At 67.2% G+C, this 22685-nt stretch carries 24 protein-coding genes; 12 read left to right on the top strand and 12 right to left on the bottom strand.

Annotation, left to right across the window (positions count from 1 at the left end; translation table 11 throughout):
• Window positions 1-96 precede the first annotated feature (96 nt).
• The 6 genes from J9314_RS10790 to J9314_RS10765 all read left to right on the top strand — a co-directional run bounded on the left by J9314_RS10790 (window position 97) and on the right by J9314_RS10765 (window position 5291).
• Window positions 97-1017, top strand: a complete 921-nt coding sequence (locus J9314_RS10790; protein WP_200885299.1) for a flavin-containing monooxygenase — start codon at window positions 97-99, stop codon at window positions 1015-1017.
• Window positions 1010-2269, top strand: coding sequence for an MFS transporter (locus tag J9314_RS10785; RefSeq protein WP_209043948.1), 1260 nt, complete (start codon window positions 1010-1012; stop codon window positions 2267-2269). Before J9314_RS10790 ends, J9314_RS10785 begins: the two co-directional genes overlap by 8 nt.
• A gap of 88 nt (window positions 2270-2357) precedes the next feature.
• Window positions 2358-2711 carry a Cd(II)/Pb(II)-sensing metalloregulatory transcriptional regulator CmtR gene (cmtR, locus tag J9314_RS10780; RefSeq protein WP_039209032.1) on the top strand — a complete coding sequence of 118 codons (354 nt, stop codon included), beginning with the start codon at window positions 2358-2360 and terminating at the stop codon, window positions 2709-2711.
• A complete protein-coding gene (locus J9314_RS10775; RefSeq protein WP_197678128.1) occupies window positions 2708-4624 on the top strand; it encodes a heavy metal translocating P-type ATPase in 1917 nt (638 codons plus the stop codon). Before cmtR ends, J9314_RS10775 begins: the two co-directional genes overlap by 4 nt.
• A complete protein-coding gene (locus J9314_RS10770) occupies window positions 4621-4929 on the top strand; it encodes a hypothetical protein (RefSeq protein ID WP_039209028.1) in 309 nt (102 codons plus the stop codon). Before J9314_RS10775 ends, J9314_RS10770 begins: the two co-directional genes overlap by 4 nt.
• 206 nt (window positions 4930-5135) lie before the next feature.
• Complete coding sequence (locus tag J9314_RS10765; RefSeq protein WP_161792704.1) at window positions 5136-5291, top strand: hypothetical protein; 156 nt, start codon at window positions 5136-5138, stop codon at window positions 5289-5291.
• Here the strand turns inward: J9314_RS10765 and J9314_RS10760 are convergent.
• The 7 genes from J9314_RS10760 to trxB all read right to left on the bottom strand — a co-directional run bounded on the left by J9314_RS10760 (window position 5280) and on the right by trxB (window position 11151).
• Entirely contained in the window at window positions 5280-5711 is a 432-nt protein-coding gene (locus J9314_RS10760) for an arsenate-mycothiol transferase ArsC (protein ID WP_039209023.1), read from the bottom strand. The genes J9314_RS10765 and J9314_RS10760 overlap by 12 nt on opposite strands.
• Window positions 5712-6269: 558 nt before the next feature.
• Window positions 6270-7319 carry an ArsO family NAD(P)H-dependent flavin-containing monooxygenase gene (locus tag J9314_RS10755; protein WP_039209016.1) on the bottom strand — a complete coding sequence of 350 codons (1050 nt, stop codon included), beginning with the start codon at window positions 7317-7319 and terminating at the stop codon, window positions 6270-6272.
• The gene (locus tag J9314_RS10750; protein WP_039209013.1) at window positions 7316-7738 is read right to left on the bottom strand and encodes an arsenate reductase ArsC; all 423 of its coding nucleotides are present in this window, start codon (window positions 7736-7738) and stop codon (window positions 7316-7318) included. The genes J9314_RS10755 and J9314_RS10750 overlap by 4 nt, the downstream gene beginning before the upstream one ends.
• A gap of 17 nt (window positions 7739-7755) precedes the next feature.
• On the bottom strand, window positions 7756-8772 hold the full coding sequence (locus J9314_RS10745) for a metalloregulator ArsR/SmtB family transcription factor (RefSeq protein WP_039209010.1): 1017 nt from the start codon (window positions 8770-8772) through the stop codon (window positions 7756-7758).
• Window positions 8769-9866, bottom strand: a complete 1098-nt coding sequence (arsB, locus tag J9314_RS10740; RefSeq protein WP_039209007.1) for an ACR3 family arsenite efflux transporter — start codon at window positions 9864-9866, stop codon at window positions 8769-8771. Before arsB ends, J9314_RS10745 begins: the two co-directional genes overlap by 4 nt.
• Window positions 9863-10186 (bottom strand): thioredoxin, encoded by a 324-nt coding sequence (gene trxA, locus J9314_RS10735; RefSeq protein ID WP_039209004.1) that lies wholly within the window; start codon window positions 10184-10186, stop codon window positions 9863-9865. The genes arsB and trxA overlap by 4 nt, the downstream gene beginning before the upstream one ends.
• On the bottom strand, window positions 10183-11151 hold the full coding sequence (gene trxB, locus J9314_RS10730; protein ID WP_039209001.1) for a thioredoxin-disulfide reductase: 969 nt from the start codon (window positions 11149-11151) through the stop codon (window positions 10183-10185). The genes trxA and trxB overlap by 4 nt, the downstream gene beginning before the upstream one ends.
• 844 nt (window positions 11152-11995) lie before the next feature.
• Between trxB and dxs the strand changes: the two genes are divergently transcribed.
• Window positions 11996-13936 (top strand): 1-deoxy-D-xylulose-5-phosphate synthase, encoded by a 1941-nt coding sequence (gene dxs, locus J9314_RS10725; protein ID WP_210602394.1) that lies wholly within the window; start codon window positions 11996-11998, stop codon window positions 13934-13936.
• Between the two features lie 28 nt (window positions 13937-13964).
• Here dxs and J9314_RS10720 read toward each other — a convergent pair whose 3' ends face one another.
• Both J9314_RS10720 and J9314_RS10715 read right to left on the bottom strand, forming a co-directional pair.
• Window positions 13965-15116, bottom strand: a complete 1152-nt coding sequence (locus J9314_RS10720; RefSeq protein ID WP_246490335.1) for a ribonuclease D — start codon at window positions 15114-15116, stop codon at window positions 13965-13967.
• 17 nt (window positions 15117-15133) lie between these two features.
• The gene (locus J9314_RS10715) at window positions 15134-15748 is read right to left on the bottom strand and encodes a DUF3000 domain-containing protein (protein ID WP_210602392.1); all 615 of its coding nucleotides are present in this window, start codon (window positions 15746-15748) and stop codon (window positions 15134-15136) included.
• 182 nt (window positions 15749-15930) lie between these two features.
• Between J9314_RS10715 and hemE the strand changes: the two genes are divergently transcribed.
• From hemE to hemQ, 3 genes are read left to right on the top strand one after another with little or no spacing between them, the layout of a single operon-like run.
• Complete coding sequence (gene hemE / locus J9314_RS10710) at window positions 15931-16971, top strand: uroporphyrinogen decarboxylase (protein ID WP_210602391.1); 1041 nt, start codon at window positions 15931-15933, stop codon at window positions 16969-16971.
• A 4-nt stretch (window positions 16972-16975) separates the two neighbouring features.
• Entirely contained in the window at window positions 16976-18409 is a 1434-nt protein-coding gene (gene hemG, locus J9314_RS10705) for a protoporphyrinogen oxidase (RefSeq protein ID WP_210602390.1), read from the top strand.
• Window positions 18410-18443: 34 nt separating this feature from the next.
• Window positions 18444-19154, top strand: a complete 711-nt coding sequence (gene hemQ, locus J9314_RS10700) for a hydrogen peroxide-dependent heme synthase (protein WP_210602389.1) — start codon at window positions 18444-18446, stop codon at window positions 19152-19154.
• Window positions 19155-19236: 82 nt separating this feature from the next.
• Here the strand turns inward: hemQ and J9314_RS10695 are convergent, their stop codons facing one another.
• The gene (locus J9314_RS10695) at window positions 19237-19491 is read right to left on the bottom strand and encodes a hypothetical protein (RefSeq protein WP_210602388.1); all 255 of its coding nucleotides are present in this window, start codon (window positions 19489-19491) and stop codon (window positions 19237-19239) included.
• Window positions 19492-19621: 130 nt separating this feature from the next.
• On the opposite strand from J9314_RS10695, the gene J9314_RS10690 reads away from it, so the two are divergent.
• Window positions 19622-20122 carry a MarR family winged helix-turn-helix transcriptional regulator gene (locus tag J9314_RS10690; protein ID WP_246490334.1) on the top strand — a complete coding sequence of 167 codons (501 nt, stop codon included), beginning with the start codon at window positions 19622-19624 and terminating at the stop codon, window positions 20120-20122.
• Window positions 20123-20236: 114 nt separating this feature from the next.
• On the opposite strand, the gene J9314_RS10685 is transcribed toward J9314_RS10690, so the two are convergent.
• Both J9314_RS10685 and msrB read right to left on the bottom strand, forming a co-directional pair.
• Window positions 20237-20827: a GNAT family N-acetyltransferase gene (locus J9314_RS10685; protein ID WP_246490333.1), complete on the bottom strand. Its 591-nt coding sequence runs from the start codon at window positions 20825-20827 to the stop codon at window positions 20237-20239.
• A gap of 1 nt (window position 20828) precedes the next feature.
• Window positions 20829-21305 carry a peptide-methionine (R)-S-oxide reductase MsrB gene (gene msrB, locus J9314_RS10680; RefSeq protein ID WP_210602386.1) on the bottom strand — a complete coding sequence of 159 codons (477 nt, stop codon included), beginning with the start codon at window positions 21303-21305 and terminating at the stop codon, window positions 20829-20831.
• A gap of 165 nt (window positions 21306-21470) precedes the next feature.
• Here msrB and J9314_RS10675 point away from each other — a divergent pair, with 165 nt between their 5' ends.
• On the top strand, window positions 21471-22670 hold the full coding sequence (locus tag J9314_RS10675) for an alpha/beta hydrolase family protein (protein WP_210602385.1): 1200 nt from the start codon (window positions 21471-21473) through the stop codon (window positions 22668-22670).
• Window positions 22671-22685 lie beyond the last annotated feature (15 nt).

The following is a 22685-nucleotide window of genomic DNA, read 5'->3' as shown; positions in this document are numbered from 1 at the left end:
GCCGCGGCCCGTGCTGGGCGTGACCGCGGCTGGGAGCCGGTGGTGCTCGAGGCCGGTGACTAGCCGGTTGGGTCGTGGCCGCGCTACTACGACAGCCTGCGGCTGTTCTCCCCGCGCCGGTACAGCGCCTTCCCGGGTCACCCGTTCCCCGGCGACCCCGACGGGTACCCGGGCCGCGACGAGGTCGCCGACTACCTCCGCGGCTACGCAGAGTGGCTGGGCGTCGAGATGCGGACCAATGCTCGCGTCACCGAGGTCGCTGCCGACGGCCCGGGCTTTGCCGTGGATCTGGCCGATGGGAGCAGCCTGGTCGGGGAAGCACTCATCGCTGCCTCGGGGTCGTTCGCCAGCCCCTACGTGCCGACGATTCCCGGCAGGGAGACATTCCAGGGCAGGGTCCTGCACGTGGCCGACTACCGGTCGCCCGAAGAGTTCGCCGGTCAGCGGGTCGTGGTCGTCGGCGCAGGCAACTCCGCCGTCCAGGTAGCACACGAGCTCGCCGAGCACGCCCGGACATCGCTGGCGGTGCGGGACCGTGTCCGGTATGCGCCGCAGGTCATTGCCGGGCGCGACCTGCACTGGTGGTTGCGGTTCACCCGCGCTGACCTCCTGCCGCCGTCGGTCCTCGCCAGGATCATCACAGGCACACCGATCATCGACGACGGACAGTACAGGGCTGCGCTCGAGGCGGCACATCCAGACGAGCGGCCGATGTTCGCCAATTACGTCCCGGACGGTGTCGCGTGGCCCGACGGCTCGCGGGAGCGCGTCGACTCAATAGTCTTCGCGACAGGCTATCGGCCGCACATGCCGTACCTGCGATCTCTCGGCGTCCTCGATGAGGCCGGCGCGCCGAGGCACGATCGCGGCGTCTCGACCGTGCTGCCTGGCCTGGCGTTCCTGGGCCTGGAGTTCCAGCGCTCGTTCTCGTCGAACACCCTGCGCGGTGTCCACCGCGACGCGGGTTACGTCGTCGATGCCCTGGCCAGGCAGTCGAGGGGCGTCGTCGTTGGCTGAGGCTGTTGTGCGGCCCGGGCGGGGAAGGGTGCTGGCTGCGCTGTGCGTGACCGAGATCGTCTCGTGGGGCTTGCTCTACTATGCTTTCCCGGTCCTGGTTCCGCGGATCAGCTCGGACACTGGCTGGTCGTCGGTGGCCGTGACCTCGGCGTTCTCTGTGGCCCTGGCTGTGTCGGCGTTGGCCGGGGTGCCGGTCGGGCGCTTTATCGATCGGCACGGACCCCGTCTCGTCATGACGGCTGGCTCGGGTCTCGGCGTCGTGACGCTGGTGGTGATTGCCGCGTCGCCGAATCTGTTGGTGTTCGTCGTCGGTTGGGCGCTGGCCGGAGTCGCCATGGCCGGAGTGCTCTACCCGCCGGCCTTCGCCGCGATCACCGGCTGGTTCGTTGCGGGCCGACTCGGCGCGCTGACCACGCTGACGCTGGTGGCAGGACTGGCGAGCACGGTCTTCGCGCCGTTGACCGCAGCCGCGTATGACCAGCTGGGATGGCGAGGCACGTACTTCTGGGCGGCGGTCGTACTGGCGGTCCTCACGGTCCCGGTCCACTGGCTCGTGCTGCGACGCCCCTGGCCCCGCCCGGTGCATGTCGACGCGGAGGAGCCAGAGGCTGAGAAGGCATACGCTGCCGGCGTCGTGCGGGACTCACGGTTCCGGTTGCTTGCCGCCGGACTGACCTTGGTGGCCCTGGCGATGTACGCCGCGTTGCTGGCTCTGGTGCCGCTTATGCTCGAGCGCGGCCTGAGTCCTCAGGCCGCCGCCTGGGTGCTCGGCCTCGGCGGACTCGGGCAGGTCGCCGGTCGGCTCGTCTACACCGCTCTTGCCCGGCATGCCTCGCTGACCGTGCGCACCGTGACCGTGTTCGGCCTCGTCACCGTCAGCACCTCGGTGCTCGCTGTGGTCCCCGGGCCGGTTGGTCTGCTGGTCGCGGCGTCGATGACCGCCGGGGTCGGGCGCGGCATCGCGACGCTGCTCCAGGCGACCGCGGTCACTGATCGGTGGGGCGCACGCGGATACGGCCGCCTCTCCGGCGTCCTCGGCCTCCCGGTCCTGCTGGCCACCGCCTTGGCTCCCGGGGCCGGTGCGGTCCTTGCCGAGGTCACCGGCAGCTACGCAACCGGTTTCGCGGTCCTGGCCGCGGTGGCCGCCGTAGGGACCGTCCTCACGGTCGCCAGCACACACGGCAGGGCGACAACCGCCGGTCGGATGCGCCCGCTGGATATGCAGGTCGGCGAGTTCCGCCGTCAATCGTGAGGTCATCGAGGGGATCCCCGGGGTGGGATCAGCGTCGAGCCAACATAAGGATCGACAATAGTTCAGCGGCCACTGTATAGTTCAGTGCATGCTGACTATTGCTTCACGCCTCGACGTCATGAATCGACTCGGCCGGGCCATGGCGGACCCGACCCGCTCTCGGATCCTGATGACCCTGCTTGCCGGCCCGAGCTACCCGGCCGTGCTCTCGCGCGAGCTAGAGCTGACCCGTTCGAACGTCTCGAACCATCTGACCTGCCTGCGCGACTGCGGGATCGTCGTGGCCGAGCCCGAGGGGCGGCAGACGCGCTACGAGATCGCCGACCCGCACCTCGCGGCGGCGCTGACGGCCCTGATGGATGTGACCCTCGCGGTCGACGAGCACGCGCCGTGCGTGGACGCCGAGTGCACTGTGCCGGGCTGCTGCGAGTCGGGCGCGTGAGCGCGGCGTGCGGCTGCGACGAGCCGGAGACTCAGACCGGGGAGGAAGCCGAGGAGGAGCAGGGACGTCCCTGGTGGCGTGATGCCGGGATCATGGTCCCGGTCTTCTCTGGCGTCGCGTTCTTAACTGGCCTGGTGCTGGAATGGTCGGGGCTGGAGGTCCCGGCGTTGGTGCTGTTCTGGATCGGTCTGCTGTTGGGCGCGTCGACGTTCACCCCGGGCGCGATCCGGAAGCTGTTCAAGGGCAAGCTCAGCATCAGCCTCCTGATGACGATCAGCGCGATCGGCGCGGTCATCCTCGGCTACGTCGAGGAGGCCGCTGCGCTGGCGTTCTTGTACTCGATCGCCGAGGCACTGGAGGACAAGGCGATGGATCGCGCCCGCGGCGGGCTGCGGGCGCTGCTCAAGCTCGTCCCGGAGACCGCCACGATCCGCCAAGGCGGCGCATCGGTCGAGGTCGCGGCCAAGGATCTCGCTGTCCGTCAGTTCATGCTGGTGCGGCCGGGCGAGCGGATCGCGACCGACGGCATCGTCCGGACGGGACGATCCAGCCTGGACACCTCCGCGATCACCGGCGAGTCGATCCCGGTCGAGGTCGAGCCCGGCGACACGGTGTCGGCTGGGGCGATCAACACCGCCGGCGCGCTGGAAGTCGAGACGACCGCTGCGGGCACCGACAACTCGCTGACCACGATCGTCGACCTGGTGGAGAAGGCGCAGGCGGAGAAGGGTGACCGCGCCCGCCTCGCCGACCGCATCGCCCGACCACTCGTGCCCGGTGTGTTGATCCTCGCCGTCCTGGTGGCGGTCATCGGGTCGCTGTTCGGCGACCCGGAGCTGTGGATCACCCGCGCCCTCGTGGTGCTCGTGGCGGCCTCGCCGTGCGCACTGGCGATCTCGGTGCCGCTGACGGTGGTGGCCGCGATCGGGTCGGCGAGCAAGTTCGGCGTGATCATCAAGTCGGGTGCCGTGTTCGAGCGGTTCGGCGTGATCCGCCACGTCGCCGTGGACAAGACTGGCACCCTGACCCGCAACGAGCCCGCCGTCAACGCGGTGCTCACCGCCGACGGAGTGACCGAGGCGCAGGCGCTGGCGTGGGCGGCCGCACTGGAGCAGCACAGCACCCACCCGCTCGCTTCGGCGATCACCGCCGCCGCACCGGGTACGCCTGTGGCCGATGCCGTGACCGAGCAGGCAGGTCACGGCATCGAAGGCACCCTCGACGGCGCGCGAATCACGGTCGGCAGCCCGCGCTGGCTCGACGCCGGGAGTCTCGGCGATCGGGTCGCGGGTCTGGAGGAGCAAGGCATGACGGTCGTGATCGTGCACCGTGACGGCACCGCCGCGGCTGCGATCGGCGTCCGCGACGAGCTGCGCCCCGAGGTCCCCGAGGTGGTCCGCACCCTCGCCGGACAGGGCGTCGAGGTGACGATGCTCACCGGCGACAACGCCCGCACCGCCCGCGCCCTGGCCGCGCAGGCCTGGATCGATGACGTGCGCGCCGAGCTGCGCCCCCAGGACAAGGCCTCAGCGATCGCCGAGCTCGGCGAGAAGAACGGATCGGTCGCGATGATCGGCGACGGCATCAACGACGCCCCGGCCCTCGCGGCTGCGGACATCGGCATCGCGATGGGTGCCACCGGTTCCGATGCCGCGATCGAGTCAGCCGACGTCGCCTTCACCGGCCACGACCTGCGTCTGCTCCCGCGCGCGTTCGACCACGCCCGCCGGGGACGGCACATCATCAACCAGAACATCGTTCTGTCGCTGCTGATCATCACCGTCCTGCTTCCGCTTGCCTTGTTCGGTGTCTTGGGGCTTGCCGCTGTGGTGCTCGTGCATGAGATCGCAGAGGTCGTCGTGATCCTCAACGGCCTGCGTGCCGCCCGGGCCCGGAAGGAGCAGATCTCGTGAAGGTCGAACTGCTCCACATCGTCGACTGCCCGAACACGGCCAGCGCCGAAGCCAACGCGCGCGCAGCACTGGATGTTCTCGGACTCACGGCCGTGCCCATCCAATTGGTCACGATTCACACCGAGGTCGATGCAACGAACGCGCAGTTCGCAGGCTCGCCCACGATCCTCGTCGACGGTGTCGACCTGTTCCCAACGACACCGGTTCGTTCGCTGGCGTGCCGGGTTTATGCCACAGGGAAGGGGTTCGCTGGCGCACCTGGTCAGGAGCAGATCGAAGCGGCGCTGCGCGCGAGACTGGATTGACGGCCAGCGGTGAGTGCCATTAGTTGCTCAATTCGGTATTGAGCTCAACGGGGACATGCGGATAACCCGTAGCCGGATGGGCGCGCCGGCGCACCGGCTGATGATGGAGTGAATGTCGAGCGGGTGGGAGGCGATCGTGGACGCAATCGGCCTTTGGCATCCATATGTGCAGTAACTTGAGTGCTGCTGGTGACGAGTCTCTCCTGGTGAAGCCGACGGCCGAGGCGACCGGCACCGTCGCCAGCGACTTCGCCGTCCTCGCTGGCCTTGAGGAGGTGTTCAGGATCGCCAGCGCGCCAGAGAACGTCCAGGCGGGCGAAGGCGACGACGGCGAGGGGTGCGTGGCCGGCTCAGGGCTCTGACGTCTTGACAAGCCCCGCGGCCAGGCAACGGACCTTCTCGGCGAGCTCGTCGCGGACCAGGCGCATTCGTTCCTCGCCCTCGATCCCTCGCGCCGAGGGCTCGTCAATCGTCCATGTCTCGATGGTCCCGGCCATCCCCGGCACGGGCTCGACGACGGCCTCGTCGCCGATGACGACGACGCGGTCCGCAGTCTGCAGCATAGTGGGATCGATCGGCTTCGGGTGCTCGTCGGCCATGCTCGCCCCGACCTCGGCGACAGAGACAGCGGACAAGGCATTGAGCCCCGTCCCGGGGGAGGTGCCCGCCGAGTGCACCCGAACGGAGTCGCCTGCGACCTGGCGCATGAGTGCGGCGGCCATCTGCGACTTGCCTGCGTTCTTGACGCAGACGAACAGGACGGACGGCTTCTTCTCGATCACGATGTCTACCTTTGTTCAGTCGATGTTAAGAGCCACCAGGAGCTCGCGGACACGGGCCGCGATGTCATCGCAGCCGAGCAGCCCCTGCATGCCGGCGGCTCGTCATCGTTGAGGTTTCATAGGGCGGCGTTAATGTCCACCACTCATCAACAGGGGCGCGCCAGCCGCGTCAGCACGATGCGGTTGCGGACTCGGGCCCGGTGGCTGCCAGTTCTCGCCGGCGTTGCTCCGCTCGGTGCACGGGGATGGACTCGACGAAAGCGTCGCGGCAGGTCGAGCAGCAGATCTTCCGGCCGTCAGGCAGCAGGCGCGTGGGCGATCCCATGCCGTTCTGGCGAACGCGTTCGTCCGTACAGACTGTCGCATGCTCCCGGCACAGCGCCGCGCCGCAGTGCCGGCAGAAGGCGACGGCGGGGACAGAACCCTGCCCGGCCGTTTCGTGTTCCCAGCAGTCCATCTGCCAACTCCTTGATTCGATGATAATCTATATAGAAAATCTACGCGACGCATCGATAGACGTCAATATCATCTGCGCCATCGATACGTCCGACATCAGCCTTAAGCCCTAGCCATCCGAGCGACGATCTCGGCGACGGCGGGCTTGGCGGTGCGGGCCGCGCCGATGATGGTGGCGGAGGCGAATCCGGTCCAGTCGCCGTAGCCGAGCAAGTGCAGCCCGGGGTGGTCGATGCTCCGAGTGCCGTCGGTGGCGGGATGGCCATGCTCGCGGGTCAGGCCGAGCTCACTTAGGTGGCTGAGGTGGGGGCGGAAGCCGGTGCACCAGATGATCGCATCGCACTCGTGCTCTCGGCCGTCGTTCCAGGAGACTCCCGTCGGGCTGAGGCGGTCGAACATGGGCGAACGGTCCAGGACGCCGCGATCTCGTGCCGCCTGCACGGGAGGCACCATGACGATGTCTCCAAGTCCGGCCACACCGTCGTGGTCCCGGCCAGAGCGACGGGCTGCCTCGCGGGCGGTAGCGACGTCGAAGAGCACTCTGCCGTCGACATCGTCGGGCATGAACAGCGGCGGACGACGCGTCACCCACAAGGTCTCGGCGACTGTGGAGACCTCGGCGAGGATCTGCGCGGCGGAATTCCCTCCGCCGACGATCACGACCCGTTGGCCGGCGAACATGTCGGGCGAGTCGTAGGCGACGGTGTGCAGCTGCCTGCCGGAGAACGTGTCCTGACCGGGGAAGTACGGCAGGTAGGGGCTCTGCCACGTGCCGGTGGCACTGATCACCGAAGCGGCCTTCAGAGAGCCTGCGTCCGTGTCCACGGTCCAACGCTCATGCCCCCGGCGGACGCTGGTGACGCCGACCGACCGGCGCACAGGCAACTCGTAGCGCTCCTCGTATCGTTCGAGGTAGTCCACGACGTGGCCTGCGGTGGGGAACGTCTCGCCGGTCTGGGCGGGCATCGGCCATCCGGGCAGGGGGCTGTACTGGGCTGGGGAGAACATCCTGAGCGATTGCCAGCCGTGCTGCCAGGCCCCGCCCGGTCGTTCCTGTTCGTCGAGGATGACGAAGTCCAGGCCGGCGCGGCGGAGGAAATATCCTGCGGCGAGTCCGGCCTGGCCTCCTCCGATGACGACGACGTCACTCACGCCCGCGCCGGGTCCTGATCGAGCAGCTCTGCGGTGAGCGTCTCGATTCGAAACCTGATCTCGTCGCGGATCGGGCGTACCGCCTCGATGCCCTGGCCAGCGGGATCGTCGAGCTTCCAGTCCTCGTAGCGCTTGCCGGGGAAGTACGGGCAGGCGTCGCCGCAGCCCATCGTGATGACGACGTCGGAGTCCTGCACGGCCTCGGTGGTGAGGACCTTGGGTTCCTCGGCGGTGATGTCGATCCCCTCTTCGGCCATGGCCTCGACAGCGATCGGGTTGATCTGCTCGGCGGGCATGGATCCTGCTGAGCGGACCTCGATTTGATTCCCGGCGAGGTGGCGCAGCCAGCCGGCGGCCATCTGGGAGCGGCCGGCGTTGTGGACGCAGACGAACAGGACGGAGGGTGTTTGATCGTTCATGTCTGTGCTTCTCTCGTTCATTCGGTGGTGAAGGTGGCGAGGAGTTGGCTCACGCGTGAAGCGATGTCGTCGCGGATAGCGGCGAGTCCCTCCGGCGATGCCAGGGCCGGGTCGCCGACAGCCCAGTCTTCGTACCGGACTCCGGGGACGATGGGGCAGGCGTCGCCGCAGCCCATGGTCACCACGACATCGGCGGCGCGAATGGCGTCGTCGGTGAGCGGCTTGGGGAACGCCTCGTCGGCGGCTTCGCGGTCGATGTCGGCGACGAGGTCGCGCACGTGGGGGTGGATGCCCGTCGCCGGGGTCGAGCCGGCGGATCGGGCGACGACCCTGCCCCCGGACAGGCTGCGGGTCAGCGCCGCGGCCAGCTGGGAGCGACCTGCGTTGGCGACGCAGACAAACAGCACCTGAGGCGGTGCGGTTGCTCGGTTGCGGGTGAGGTCAGCCAGTCGCTGTCGGGCGAATCGCTCGCTCAGGGGCACCAGGTAGCGTGTGATCTTCGCCGACCGGGCCAGCGCCGTGTACGATTCCCGGACGATGCTGGTGACGGTCTCCCGCGGCAGCTGCGACGTCGCGTTGGCGAGGTCGGCGGCCAGACGCTCGATGTGCTCGTCCATGCTCTCCAGCTCCGCGCCGACCGTCGTCTCCGGTTCCACGCTGGGGGCAACGGCCGCCGGTGCGAACCCTTCGAGCAAGGCGGCGACAGCGGCACTTTTCCCTGGAGCGATGCTGTACCAGACCCAGGTCCCACGGCGCTCGGAATTGAGCAGCCCCACTGTCCGGAGGACCTTGAGATGGTGGGAGACGGTCGGCTGAGAGACGTCGGCGAGGTCGGCGAGATCACACACGCACGACTCTCCACGAGGATCGACAGCGATCGCCGAGAGCATCCGCAGACGCAATGGGTCGGCAAGGGCTTTGAGTGTGCCGGCGAGGGTCGCGGCAACCTCCTGACCGAGGGCTGTCGAGATCGGCGGCACCGGGGGCAGGCAGTCCTCATCGGGGGTGGCTGGCGTGAGCGCGATGTCGGTCATGACGTTCGTACCGCCTGGTTATAGGGATCGGTGCGGAACCACGCCTTGGCGGCCCAGAGGGAGACGTAGACGAGGCCGACGAGGACGGGCACCTCGATGAGCGGTCCGACGACGCCGGCCAGTGCTTGGCCGGAGGCCGCGCCGAAGGTGCCGATCGCGACGGCGATGGCGAGCTCGAAGTTGTTGCCCGCCGCAGTGAATGCCAGAGTGGTCGACCGTGCATAACCGAGGCCGATGCCCTTGCCCAGCAACAGACCTGCGAACCACATGACGGTGAAGTACACCAGCAGCGGCAGCGCGATCCGGACGACATCCAGAGGCTGGCTCGTGATCTGCTCACCTTGGAGGGCGAAGAGCAATACGACGGTGAACAGCAGCCCGTACAGGGCCCATGGTCCGACCTTTGGGACGAATTTCTCCTCGTACCAGTCTCGCCCCTTGCGCTTCTCACCGATCCACCGCGAGGCGAACCCAGCGATCAGGGGCACTCCGAGGAAGACGAGGACATTGAGAGCGATCTGACCCATCGAGACCTCGAGCCCATGTGTGTCCAGGCCGAGCCAGCTCGGCAGGACGCTGAGGTAGAACCAGCCGAGGACGGAGAACATGACGACCTGGAAGACCGAGTTGATCGCCACCAGCACCGCGGTCGCCTCGCGGTCGCCGCAGGCCAGGTCGTTCCAGATCACGACCATGGCGATGCAACGGGCCAGACCGACGATGATGAGCCCGGTGCGGTACTCGGGAAGGTCGGGCAGGAAAATCCAGGCCAGGGCGAACATGATCGCCGGCCCGGCGAGCCAATTGAGCACCAGAGAGGAGATGAGGAGTCTCTTGTCGCCGGTGACCGCGGCGACCTTGTCGTAGCGAACCTTGGCCAGAACCGGATACATCATCACCAGCAGGCCGAGCGCGATCGGCACCGAGATCCCGCCGATCTCCATGTGCGACAACAGGTCGGAAATTCCAGGAATGAATCGTCCCAGGAGGAGGCCTGCGACCATCGCCAGCCCGATCCAGAGCGGCAGCCACTTATCCAGTGTTGACAGGCGCTTCGGGGCGTTCGTTGCGGTCTTTGTCGTCTCGGTGGTCATGCCAGCAGCTCCTCGATCTTCGATGCGATCAGCGGGCGCGAGTGCGCTCCGATGAGGACGTCCACCCGACTCCCGTCGCGATAGAACCCCAGGGTCGGGATCGACGTGACTCCGGCGGCGGTCACGACATCGGGATTCGCGTCGGCGTCGACCTTCACGATCTTCACCCGACCGACGTATTCCTCGGAGAGCTCGTCGAGGATTGGCGCGACCTGCTTGCAGGGCCCGCACCATGTCGCCCAGATGTCGACGACCACCGGCCGGTCGGAGTCGAGCACCTCCGCGTGGAAAGTTGAGTCTGTCACTGTCTTCGTAATCATGCGGAAACCTCCGTTGTTATGGTCTGAAGGGTCGCCGCGGGCGCAGCGGCGAGGAATTGTTGAGCGTCCAAAGCTGCTGCGCAGCCGGTGCCCGCTGCGGTGATTGCCTGCCGATAGCGGTGGTCGACGAGGTCGCCGGCCGCGAACACGCCAGGCAGATTCGTCTCCGTGCCAGGATGCGCAACCCGCACATATCCATTGGGGTCGAGATCGATCTGTCCGACCAGCAGCTCCGATCGCGGGTCATGGCCGATCGCGACGAAGGCACCAGCCACGGGCAGCACCCGCTCGGCCCCGGACACCACGTCGCGCAGCCGCAGCCCCTCGACCTGGGGGTCGCCGATGACCTCGGCGACCTCGCTGTTCCAGGCCACCTCGATTCGCCTATCGCTCAGAGCGCGCTCGGCCATGATCCTCGAGGCCCGGAATTCGTCACGGCGATGCACGATCGTGACTTTCGAGGCGAATCGGGTGAGGAACAGTGCTTCCTCCATAGCCGAGTCACCGCCGCCGATGACTGCGATCTCCTTCTTCCGGAAGAAAAACCCGTCACAGGTCGCGCACCACGACAGGCCGTGCCCGGACAGTCGTTCCTCCTCGGGTAGTCCGAGCCTGCGGTAGGCCGAACCCATGGCAAGGATGACTGCCGGCGTGTGGAAGATCTCACCGGAGCCCGTCTCGATGGTCTTGATTGGGCCGTCCAAGTTTAGGCGGAGGGCGTCGTCGAGGACGATGCGTGCGCCGAATCGTTCGGCCTGTCCGCGCATTGCTTCCATCAGCTCTGGCCCCTGGATGCCGGCGGTGAAGCCAGGGAAGTTCTCTACCTCCGTCGTCGTCATCAGTGCCCCACCAGCAGAGACCGACCCGGCGACTACTACCGGAGCCAGACCCGCCCGCGCCGCGTATACCGCGGCCGTGTACCCCGCCGGGCCGGACCCGACGATCACTATTTCTTGATTCGACATGCTTCTATATTGACTGATGTCGATTCAGAACGCAAGGCACGTGAGCTCAGTGCAGCGGGGGTCACTCGATGGGCGGTCGACTGGGCCCGAAGGATGCCCCGAAGTTGGGCCCGTGCTCGGCAACGGCCACGACCAGTTGACGGGCCGACCGGTACTCGGTCGGACGCGACGGGTGCGCCCGACGATCTGGCGATCTCGGATGTGCGTGGCTCGCACGTCAGCTGCCTTCCGACTGCCCAGATGTTCGCCTCCTAGTCATCTCCTTCTCGGGACTTCTTGAGGCGCGACAATGGAGATCGTCCAGCGAGAGCCTAGAAGTCTAGAGTGTGAGTGGCGTAACGACATAGAGCGAAACCGGATCGGTGAGACTGATACCTGCGGGCGATTGATCGAATGGGATGCCTGCTGCAGTGCGACGGACGGCTGGGCAAGCCCCCCTCTATCTCGCCAGGGTCCATTCCGGGTCGGCTACTGGCCAATGCCCAACTACCGCAAACGAACCACGTCGACGGTGTTGCACCAGCGGCAGCGAAGAAGTCCCATGCCCTTCCTGGGGATGCCCCTGACCTGGCGATTTGCCCCGTCAGTAGGGTGAACTCAGGTGTTCAACTACCGTGCACATCGGAGAAGCGTGTCTCAGTACGTGCTGCGCCAGCTGGCCGAGGCCTGATCCTCAGGTTGCTCTGACCCGGTTCGGTTGACGACCGGGTGAGCGCTGGTGACGAAGGCCGGTGGGTATTGAACCCACCGGCCTTCGTCGTATCCGAGTCCGGACGCGCCGGAGAGATAAGATAGGGCGAATGGAATCTGCCCGTCACCGTTGCCGTCAGAAGAGTGAGACCGAATGACATTTCTCGATAACATCGGCTCACCGGCAGATCTGCGCGCCCTCGACGCCGGCGAATGCGAGGTCCTCGCCAAAGAGATCCGGGACCACCTGATCACCACGGTCGCAGGCACGGGCGGACACCTCGGCCCCAACCTCGGCGTCGTCGAACTCACCATGGGCATCCACCGGGTCTTCGATTCCCCACGTGACACCATCATCTTCGACGTCGGCCACCAGACCTATGTGCACAAGATGCTCACCGGCCGGCACGACCGCCTCTCGACCCTTCGTCAGCGTGACGGACTGTCGGGTTATCCGAGCCGGGCCGAGAGCGAGCACGACGTCGTCGAGAACTCCCACGCCTCGGCCTCCCTGTCCTGGGCCGACGGCATCGCCAAGGCCCGCCAACTCACCGGCGAGACCGACCGACACGTCGTCGCCGTCATCGGCGACGGCGCCCTGACCGGGGGAATGGCGTGGGAGGCGCTCAACACCATCGCCGCCGACACCTCCATCCCGCCGAGGCGGCTGGTCATCATCGTCAACGACAATGGCCGCTCCTACGCCCCGACCGTCGGCGGATTCGCCGCCCACCTCGACGAACTGCGCACCATGTCCGGATACGAGAAGCTCCTGACCTGGGGCAAAGAGACGCTCCGCTCGTCCGGTGCCCCCGGCCGCGCAGCCTACAGCGCCATTCACGGAGTCAAACGCGGCCTCAAGGACATGGTCAGCCCTGCCAAGACCGGGATGTTCGACGAACTCGGCATCAAATATCTGGGGCCCGTCGACGGCCACGACCTGCCCTCGGTCGACAAGGCCCTGCAACTGGCCAGACAGTTCGACGGCGGACCCATCATCGTCCACATGATCACGCAGAAGGGCCATGGCTTCGACCCGGCCGTCAACGACGACGCCGACCAGTTCCACTCCGTCGGCGTCATTGACCCAGTGACGGGGAGACCCACCCCATCGAAATCGACGTCGTGGACCTCCGTGTTCGGCACCGAGGTATGCGAGCTCGCCGAAGAGCGCGACGACATCGTCGCGGTCACCGCGGCCATGCTCCAGCCGGTCGGGCTCGCGAAGTTCGCCGAGGAATTCCCCGCCCGCGTCTTCGACGTCGGCATCGCCGAAGCGCACGCGGTCGCCTCGGCGGCGGGCCTGTCCTACGGCGGACTGCACCCGATCGTGTGCATCTACTCGACGTTCCTCTCCCGCGCCTTCGACCAGATGCTCATGGACGTCGCCCTGCACCGGCAGGGCGTGACCTTCGTCCTCGACCGCGCCGGCATCACCGGGCCCGACGGCGCCAGCCACCACGGCATCTGGGACATCGCCATGCTGCGCATCGTCCCCGGACTCCGGCTCGCGGCACCCCGCGACGCGGCCCGTCTGACCGAAGAGCTGCGCGAGGCCGTCGCCGTCTCCGACGGGCCGACGGTGCTGCGGTTCCCACGCGGCAGCGTCGGTGCCGATATCTCGGCGCTGAGGCGGCTGACCGACGGCGTGGATGTCCTCCGTGAGGTGCCGGCCGGGTCCTCGGCCGATGTGCTCATCGTCTCCGTCGGACCGTTCGCACGGCTGGCCGGGAAAGTGGCCGATGAGCTCGAACAGCGCCGAATTCCTGCCACGATCGTCGATCCGCGGTGGGTGCTGCCGGTGCCCGATTCCGTCATCGACCTCGCCGCGAACCACAGTCTTGTCGCCGTCATCGAGGACGGGGTGAAGATCGGCGGCGTCGGTTCGCAGATCCGCTCGGATCTGCGCGAGGCCGATTCCCGGATCGGCGTGCTCGAGCTCGGGGTTCCCGATGAGTTCCTGCCGCAGGGTACGCGCGAGGAGATCCTCGACCACGTCGGTCTCGACACGGACACGATCGTTGACGACATCGTCCGGGCCCTGCCCGCCGAGGTGGCCGACCGGGCTGCGAAAGGGACGCGCAGAGCCGTGTGAGGCACCCCTCCGCCGAGGTGGGGTGGGATCAGGCGCGGGGGAGACCAGTCAGGGTCTTCGTCAGCACCGGGGCACTCAGCTCGATCTGCCACGGACGTGCCCCCGCCTCGGCGAGGTAATCCGCGACATCGACGTGCGTCTGCGCGGCCAGTGACTTCACGATGGCCGGTTGGAGGAGGACGTCGTGGGGGATCGACAGCGACTCTGCCAGCTCGGCCATCACCGACTTCAGCGCGGCAACCCGATCTTTGAGATCCGTGTGGCTGAACGGAGTGCTCTGCTGGTGTCCGCGCTCCTGCCGACGCGGCAGCTCATCGGCGGTGAGACGAGACGCCTTGCGGTAGGCGCGGAAGAGTCTGGCCGCCTCGGCGCGGGAGAGCCTGCGCCACTGGGTCATGATGTCATCGCTCGACTTCACCCCGGACTGTGCGAGAGCGACGAGGTCGCGGTCACGCAGAACCTTGCTGGGCGCAAGGTCGGCCTTGCTGGCCATAGAATCACGGGCCAGCCAGAGTTCGCGGACACGGGCGATGTCGCGGCGCGACTTGAGCTTGGAGAGCCCGTGCGTGCGCCGCCACGGTTCGGCGAAATGCTTGGGCTGGAAATCGAGGAGATGGTCGAACTCCTGCTGCGCGAACTCCCACCGGTCGGCATCGAGCAGCTGCTGGTGGAGGATGTCGCGGATGGGCAGCAGCACCTCGACGTCGAGGGCCGCGTAGTTCAGCCACGCCTTCGGCAGGGGACGTGTCGACCAGTCAGCGGCTGAATGCTCCTTGGCCAGTCGGACCCCCAGTGTGCGTTCGGCGACGGCGGCGAGTCCGAACTTCTCCCAGCCCAACAGGCGAGCGGCGAGTTCGGTGTCGAAGAGCGCCGCCGGAGTCATCCCGCGGTCCTGCAGGCAGGGAAGGTCCTGGGTGACGGAGTGGATGACCCATTCGTCGGAGCCGAGGGCGGGGTTGAGGCCGCTGAGGTCGCCGAGCGTCTCGGAGTCCAGCAGGAAGGTGCCTGCCCCGTCCCGCCGCAGCTGGACGAGGAACGCCCGCTGGCCGTAGCGGATCCCCGAAGCACGCTCCGCGTCGATGGCGATCGGCCCCGCCGCGGCTGCCAGGCTGGCGACGGTCGAGGAGAAGTCCTCCGGGGTGTCGACGACGTCGGGGATGCCGTTCGCGGGTGTTTCCAAAAGCGGTAGTTCAGTTGTCATCGACGGCGCCCGGGCAGGGCTGTGACTCCTTCAGGAAGCGGTGGCAGTCCGGCGACTGTGCTGAGCAGATCGACCCAGGCTTCGAAGTGATTGCCGATCAGATCCGGCTCGTCAATCACAGGCGTCCACGAAGCCCGCAGCTCCAAGTCTATCGTGGCCGGACGTTCGGCCAATGTTCCGAAGCTCTCGGACAGCACCCGGGTCGTCGTCCCGCCCGCAGCGAGGACCTCGCAGCTGTTCGATTCGAGAGCGTCCTCGAGCCAGCTCCACGCGACATGGCCCAACAGGGTCTCGTTGCCCAGTTCGTGTTCGAGCTCGGCGCGGATGTAGGAGACGATGCGGAAACGGCCCTCCCATTCCTCGGGAGCGGCCGGGTCGAAGAGGACGACGATGCGTCCGGTGGCCAGTTCTTCGATGGTCTCCCCGCTGGCGCGCAGGAAGGTCTCGTCCGCGCTGACCTCGGCACCGAGCGCATAGGAATAGGGCGCGAGGCGGGCCGGAGCGGGAATCTCGGAGATCGTCACATTGTTCGTGCTGCGTGCTTCACGCAGCACCGATGTCACGGCCGAGAACTCCGCCGGGATGCGATTGAGAGGTGAGGTGTTGACCACACTCGCCACGATAGATCAGCCGTCGTGGCGGGGAAATCATCCACGCCGAGGAGGGTCCGGAGAATTCCCGACCGGCACACTCACGGAGTGGAGCAGGACTGTCCGCGGAGTGGGGCAAGACACAGCGTCTTGAAACCGGTGACCGGTGGGCATCGACCTGAGAAGAATGGGAGGATGGAGCCATGACATCATCCCTGTTGGCCGCGCTGCGTTCGGAGCCGGTCTCCCATACTCCCGTCTGGTTCATGCGGCAGGCAGGCCGCTCGCTGCCCGAATACCGGAAGCTGCGCGAAGGCACCGCAATGCTCGACGCGTGCCGGAACCCCGAACTCGTCTCCGAGATCACACTGCAGCCGGTCCGCCGACACGGCGTCGACGCGGCCATCTTCTTCTCCGACATCGTCGTTCCGCTGCAGGCGGCCGGCGTCGACGTCGAGATCGTGCCCGGCACCGGCCCGGTCATCGCGAACCCCGTGCGCAGCCGTGCCGACATCGACGCCCTGCCCGAACTCGATGCCGATGACATTCCGGACATCGCCGAATCGATCGCTCGGATCACTGCCGAGCTCGGCGACACTCCGCTGATCGGGTTCGGCGGTGCCCCATTCACTCTGGCCAGCTACCTCATCGAGGGCGGCCCCAGTAAGAACCATGAGAAGACGAAGTCGCTCATGGCCTCCGATCCCGAAGCGTTCTCGGCCCTGCTGGCCAAGCTCGCGCGGATCTCCACGACCTTCATCGACGTGCAGCTCAGTGCCGGTGCCAGGGCCTTCCAGCTCTTCGACTCCTGGGCCGGCTACCTCTGCCGCCGCGACTACGACGACCATGTGCTGGCACACTCGACCGCGGTCTTCGACGGACTGTCCCACCACGAGGTGCCCAGCATCCACTTCGGCGTCCAGACCGGCGAACTGCTGAACTCCATGTCCCGGGCCGGGTCGACCGCCGTCGGCGTCGACTTCCGCGTCGACCTCACCGACGCCGCCACTCGTGTCCAGCCCGGTCAGGCCCTGCAGGGCAATCTCGATCCGGCACTGCTGTTCGCCCCCTGGGAGGCGCTGGCCCCGCGCATCGAGGACATCGTCAGGGCGGGACTCGACCTCGACCGCGGTTTCGTCTTCAACCTCGGCCACGGCGTGCTTCCCGACACCGACCCCGAGGTTCCCGGCCGCATCGTCGAGCACGTGCACCGGGTCTCGGCCGAGATCCTCGGCTCCCGCTGACCCGATGAGCGACATCACCGTCGTCGGGGGAGGGGTCTCCGGCCTCGTCACCGCCTACCGCCTGAGCGCCGACCACCGGGTCACCGTGTTAGAAGCCGGCACTCGACTGGGCGGATGCCTCAAGGCCACCACTCTGTCCGGTGCCGTCGAGACAGGCATCGATACCGGCGCCGAGGCGAGCCTCAACCGCCGCCCGGAGACGAAGAGCCTGGCCGCCGAGCTCGGCATGGACACCGCCTTCCCCTCGACCGAGCACAGTTCCCAGGTGCTCAGCCGGGGCGAACTCCATCCGATCCCGAAACGACAGATCATGGGTGTCCCCGCCGACGCCGCCGAGGTCGAATCCCTCATCGGCGCCGAGGCGGCCCGTCGCCTGGCCGCCGAGGAGATCACACCCCCGATCGGCGGCGGGGACGTCTCGCTCGGAGACTTCCTGGCCGAGCGGCTCGGCGACGCCATCGTCGATTCCCTCGTCGATCCGCTGCTCGGAGGCGTCTACGCCGGTCGCTGTCGTGACCTGTCGCTGGCCGAGACCGTCCCCGCACTGCTGCCCGCCGCCGTCGACGGCACCTCGGTGCTCGACCTCGTGGCCGGTCTGCTGGCCGCCAGGGACGCTCGTGCCGCGGAGTCGACAGGGACGGCCGAACCGGTGTTCATGAGCTTCGAAGGCGGCATCAACCGGCTCATCCCCGCCCTGTACGAGGCGATCGAATCGCGCGGCGGGACGATCCGCCTCGGCGCCGGTGTCACCGGGATCGCACGACGCGGGCGGATCTGGCAGGTCACGGGGGAAGGGTTCGATATCGAATCCGATGGGCTCGTCCTGGCCACGCCCGCGCATGTGAGTGCGCGGCTGCTGACCGACATCGCACCGGAGTCCTCGGCGGCACTCGCGGCGATTCCCTATGCGTCCACGGCGTTGGTTCCGGCGCTGATCGACCTCGACGGGACCGAGCTGAACGGTTCGGGCTTCCTCATCCCTGAGCCGGAGGGCACCTACATCAAGGCGTCGACGTTCGTGTCGAACAAATGGCCGTGGACCCGCAGCCACATCCCCCCGGGCACCGCGCTGGTGCGGATGAGCATCGGCCGCTTCGGCGACGGGCCCGAGGGATGGCGCAGCGACACGGACGCCGAGATCATCGACCGGGCATTCGCCGACTGGTCCACGATCACCGCGCGACCGACCGCTCGGATCATTGCCGCCGAGGTGGAGCGTTGGGACTCCGCACTGCCGCAGTACCTGCCCGGCCACGCGGCCCGCATCGCCGCCGTCGATGCGCAGATCGCCGGCATCGGCGGACTCGAACTGGCGGGATCGGCCTTCGATGGGGTCGGGATCCCCGCCTGCATCGCCCGCGCCGAGGCAGTTGCTGCACGCCTGAGCTCATCCACCGACCGAGACTCTGAGGTCAACACCGACCGAGACATTGACTGAGACACAGAATGAACAGATCACAGAAGGAGCAGGAATGAGCGACTACACACGGCCGACCGACGCCCAGATCGAAGAAGCGAACTCGCAGACCCGGTACATCGCATACTCCGTGTATGCCTCTGCCGGGGAGCTCGGCGACGCCGACCGCGCCGAACTCGCGAACGAACTTCTCGCGGGGCTCGAACCGCTCAAGGAGCAGGGGCTCGTCGTCCGCGGCATCTACGACGTCTCGGCCCTGCGTGCCGATGCCGATGTCATGTTCTGGTACCACGCGCCGACCATCGAGCTGGTGCAGGCCGCGTACTCGGTGATCCGTCGGAGCCTGCTCGGCGGCATCCTCGAACCTGTGTGGTCGGTCGTCGGCCTCCACCGTCCGGCCGAGTTCAACAAGGGACATCTGCCGGCGCTGCTCGTCGATGACGTCCCCGGCGACTACATCTGCGTCTACCCGTTCGTGCGGTCCTACGACTGGTACGTCCTCGACCCGGCGGAGCGGTCGAAGATGCTGCGTGACCACGGCATGGCCGCCGCCGCGTACAAGGACGTCAAAGCGAATACGATCGCGTCATTCGCCCTCGGTGACTACGAGTGGCTGCTGGCGTTCGAGGCCCCCGAGCTGCACCGCATCGTCGACCTCATGCGGGACCTGCGCAACACCCAGGCTCGCCTCCACGTGCGCGAGGAGATCCCCTTCTACACGGGACCCCGCCGCGAACTCGTCGACATCATCACCGACTGGCGCTGAGCGCCGCGCAGACAGAACCGCCGCCGCACCTTCGGGTGAGGCGGCGGTTGCGTCTGTGCGGGAGCTCTTGTCCCGGCAGTCGTCAGTCCGTGGTCTTCTTCACGACATAGGAGTGGCCGTTGGCGTCGGTGCGCATCTCCAGGCCCATGGCGTCGAGCTGCTGATGACGCAGGGACTCGTCCTCGAAGTAGCCGCCGGGCCGCGTGTTGTCGACCTGCGCAGGTCCGACGATCTTGCGGAAGAAGTTGTTGAGCCAGCCGACTCCGCGCTGCGAGTCCCGGGTTGCGCGAGAAGCGTGGTCGGAGCCGTCAGGGGGTGTCTGCGACGAGGGCGACATGGGTGGATCCTATCGACGAGGCGCGCGGAGCGGGCCGGTGGACGAAGCCTGAATCTACCGACAGTGTACGCTAATGATTAGTGCACTAACCAATTGTCGACGATGCTGCGCATCGGTAGGGGAACAGCCGATGGACAGAGTCGAAGGAGGAGCGATGCTCGGATCCGAGGGAACGACGGAACCACTGGAGAATCCTCTGGCGCTCGAGAGTCAGATCTGCTTTGCGTTGGCGGTTGCTTCACGAGGGGTGATCGGCGCCTATCGGTCGGTGCTCGATCCGATCCATCTCACCCATCCTCAGTACCTTGTCATGCTCGCCCTGTGGCAGCATGAGAAGCTGACGGTGCGGGAGATCGCGAACCTCCTGCGACTCGAACCTGCGACCGTTTCGCCGCTGGTCAAACGTCTTGAGGCCCTGGACTATGTGACGAAGACGCGGTCGGATCACGACGAGAGGATCGTCGAAGTCACGCTCACCTCGACCGGAGCCGAGCTGCGGAAGACCGCGGAAGAGATTCCGGGGTCGATGATGAAGAAGCTCGGCATGGACGTCGACGGAGTGCGCGAGCTGCATGCCGTCATGCAGCGCATCATCGCCTCCGTCGACGCCGCCGAGGCTGAGTCGAACTGAGCCGAACGGCACCGGGCTGAGCTGTGCAGAACTCAGCCGAGCGGCACCGGGCCGAGCCGTGCAGAACTGAGCCACCTCGCGTCGAGCTGTGCTGAGTCGAACCGTGGCGGTCGCTCAGTCGGCCAGGCGCTCCATCGGGGTGTGTTCGATCCCGTCCTCGAGGAAGCGCGGTCCATTGGGTCTGAACCCGAACGACCCGTAGAACCCTTCGAGATGGGACTGCGCATTAAGCGTGAGGTCGTGGTCAGACCAGCGCGTGACGAGGTCGGACAGCAGCCTCCTGGCCCACCCCTGGCCGCGCGCATCGGGGTGGGTGATGACCCGGCTGATGCTCCGGGCGCCCGGTCGTGCCGCCGGTCCGTCGGGCACGTCGGCGGGCAGGAGACGTGCATAGGCCCAGGGCCCGAGGTCGCGGCCGAATTCGGACCCATGAGTGTCGCGCATCGGCTGCGCCGACCGCGGATAGAACACGTGCAGGGTCTCCGGCAGTGCATCCACACCGTCGGGATCGAGGAACACGCATTCCTGTTCGACGACGAAGATCCTCGAGCGCAGCTGCATGATGCCGTACAGCTCGGCGGGCGTCAGCTCCGCGAAGGTGCGGATGATCGGTTCGGCCGTTCCCGCGGTCACTCGCGACGGGGCGCCTGCATCGGTCGGGGCGGCCTCAGCGGATCGCGCCGCCTCGGTCGTGGACTCTGTCACCTCAGCCCTGGGCATCGGCGGTGTTGAGCTTGAGTGAGATCGAATTGATGCAGTACCGCTGATCGGTGGGGGTGCCGTAGCCCTCACCTTCGAAGACGTGGCCCATATGGGAATCGCAGTTCGCGCAGCGGACCTCGATGCGCTCCATGCCCATGGAGGAGTCACGGATGTAGCGGACGCGATCCTCGGCCAGGGGAGCGTAGAACGACGGCCAGCCGCAGTGCGAGGCGAACTTCGTCTCGGACGGGAACAGGTCGGCCCCACACGCCCGGCACTGGTACATGCCGACTGCGGTCTCGTCGTTGTACTCACCGGTGAATGGGCGTTCGGTCGCGCCCTGACGCAGGACGGCGAACTCTTCGGGGGAGAGCACGTCCTGCCAGCGGATCTCCGGACCGGTCGACTCGGTCGCGGCGCTGTTCGAGCCAGCGGATTCCGCGCCCGCCGACTGGGGTGCGGTGTTCGTGTTCTGTGTCATCGTGACCTCCGGTGTGCAGTGACGGTTCTGAGCGGACGGACGCATGTCTGCGCGTGGAATCCATTGTCCCACCGACTCCTGACACGGGCATTCGTCGCTCTGTGTGGGACAACAGCGTTTGGCTCCTGCTCATTCCTTAGGCAACAATGAACCCAGGAGGTTTTCATGGTCCGCGAGACGAAATTCCCCACCCGTCTGCTGGTGGCCGCTGTCGGCATCGGCGCCGGAGCCGGCGCGCTGATCTCGGTGGCGTCCTCGGGGCTGGCCGCCTACTTCGCTCGTCGGATCGTGGTTCCGGAGAATGCTCCCGAAGAACTCGACATCCTCCACATCGACGGCTTCCCTCCGAATATGCGCATCCACTTACCGGCGGATGAGGAGACGACGGTGCCCGGCACCTACGGTCTCTACTTCAACCAGGGCTCCGGTCACGCAGTGATCGGGGACATCGTCGAATACGATCCGCGCTCGCGCACCGTCTCCCGTGAGATCATCTCCGTCACCAAGGGAGACATCCGCCGGGCCTGGCGAGGACGCTGGACCGGGGTCGTCTACCCCGATCCGCTGGCCGCCGGGGTGAACTTCGAGGACATCGAGATCGTCTCCGACGCGGGTAGTCTGCCCGCATGGCTGCTGCCCACCGATCACCCGGAGCCGCAGGAGACGTGGGCGATCCTCATCCACGGTCGGGCGAGCACTCGCGCCGAAGGACTGCGCGCCGCCGGCGTGCTCAACACCCTGGGTGTGCCCGCGATCGCGATGTCCTACCGCAATGACGCCGAGGTGCGGGTGGAGACCACCTCCCGCTACGGACTCGGCGACACCGAATGGATCGACGTCGATGCGGCCATCGACTACGCCGTGTCACAGGGGGCGAAGAACGTCGTCCTCTTCGGGTGGTCGATGGGCGGAGCCATCGCCCTGCAGGCGGCCTCACGCGGACGCAATCGCCGCTACGTCACCTCGCTGGTCCTCGACGGTCCCGTCGTGGACTGGGTGAACGTGCTCGACGGGCAGGCGCGGCGGAACCTGCTGCCGACCCCAGTCGCGAAGCTCACCCTCGAGATGATCACGCAGCCGTGGGCCCGGCCCATCACCGGGCTCGAGACCCCGCTCGACCTCGACCGGATGGATTGGGTCACCCGGGCCGCCGAGCTCGACGTGCCCGTCCTGCTCATCCATTCCGATGACGACGAGTTCGTCCCCTCGGGGCCCTCGCACGCACTGGCCTCCGTCCGCCGCGATCTCGTGACGATGCCCGCCTACAGCAAGGCCCACCACACGAAGGAATGGAACATCGACCCGGTGCGCTGGGAAGACGATGTCGCGAACTTCCTCGAAGCGAAGATCCTGCCGAAGCCCTGAGCCCCCTCGGGGTTC

This window comes from Brevibacterium oceani (assembly GCF_017948325.1).
Classification (GTDB): Bacteria; Actinomycetota; Actinomycetes; order Actinomycetales; family Brevibacteriaceae; genus Brevibacterium; species Brevibacterium oceani.
This window is presented reverse-complemented; position numbering and strand designations above follow the sequence as displayed.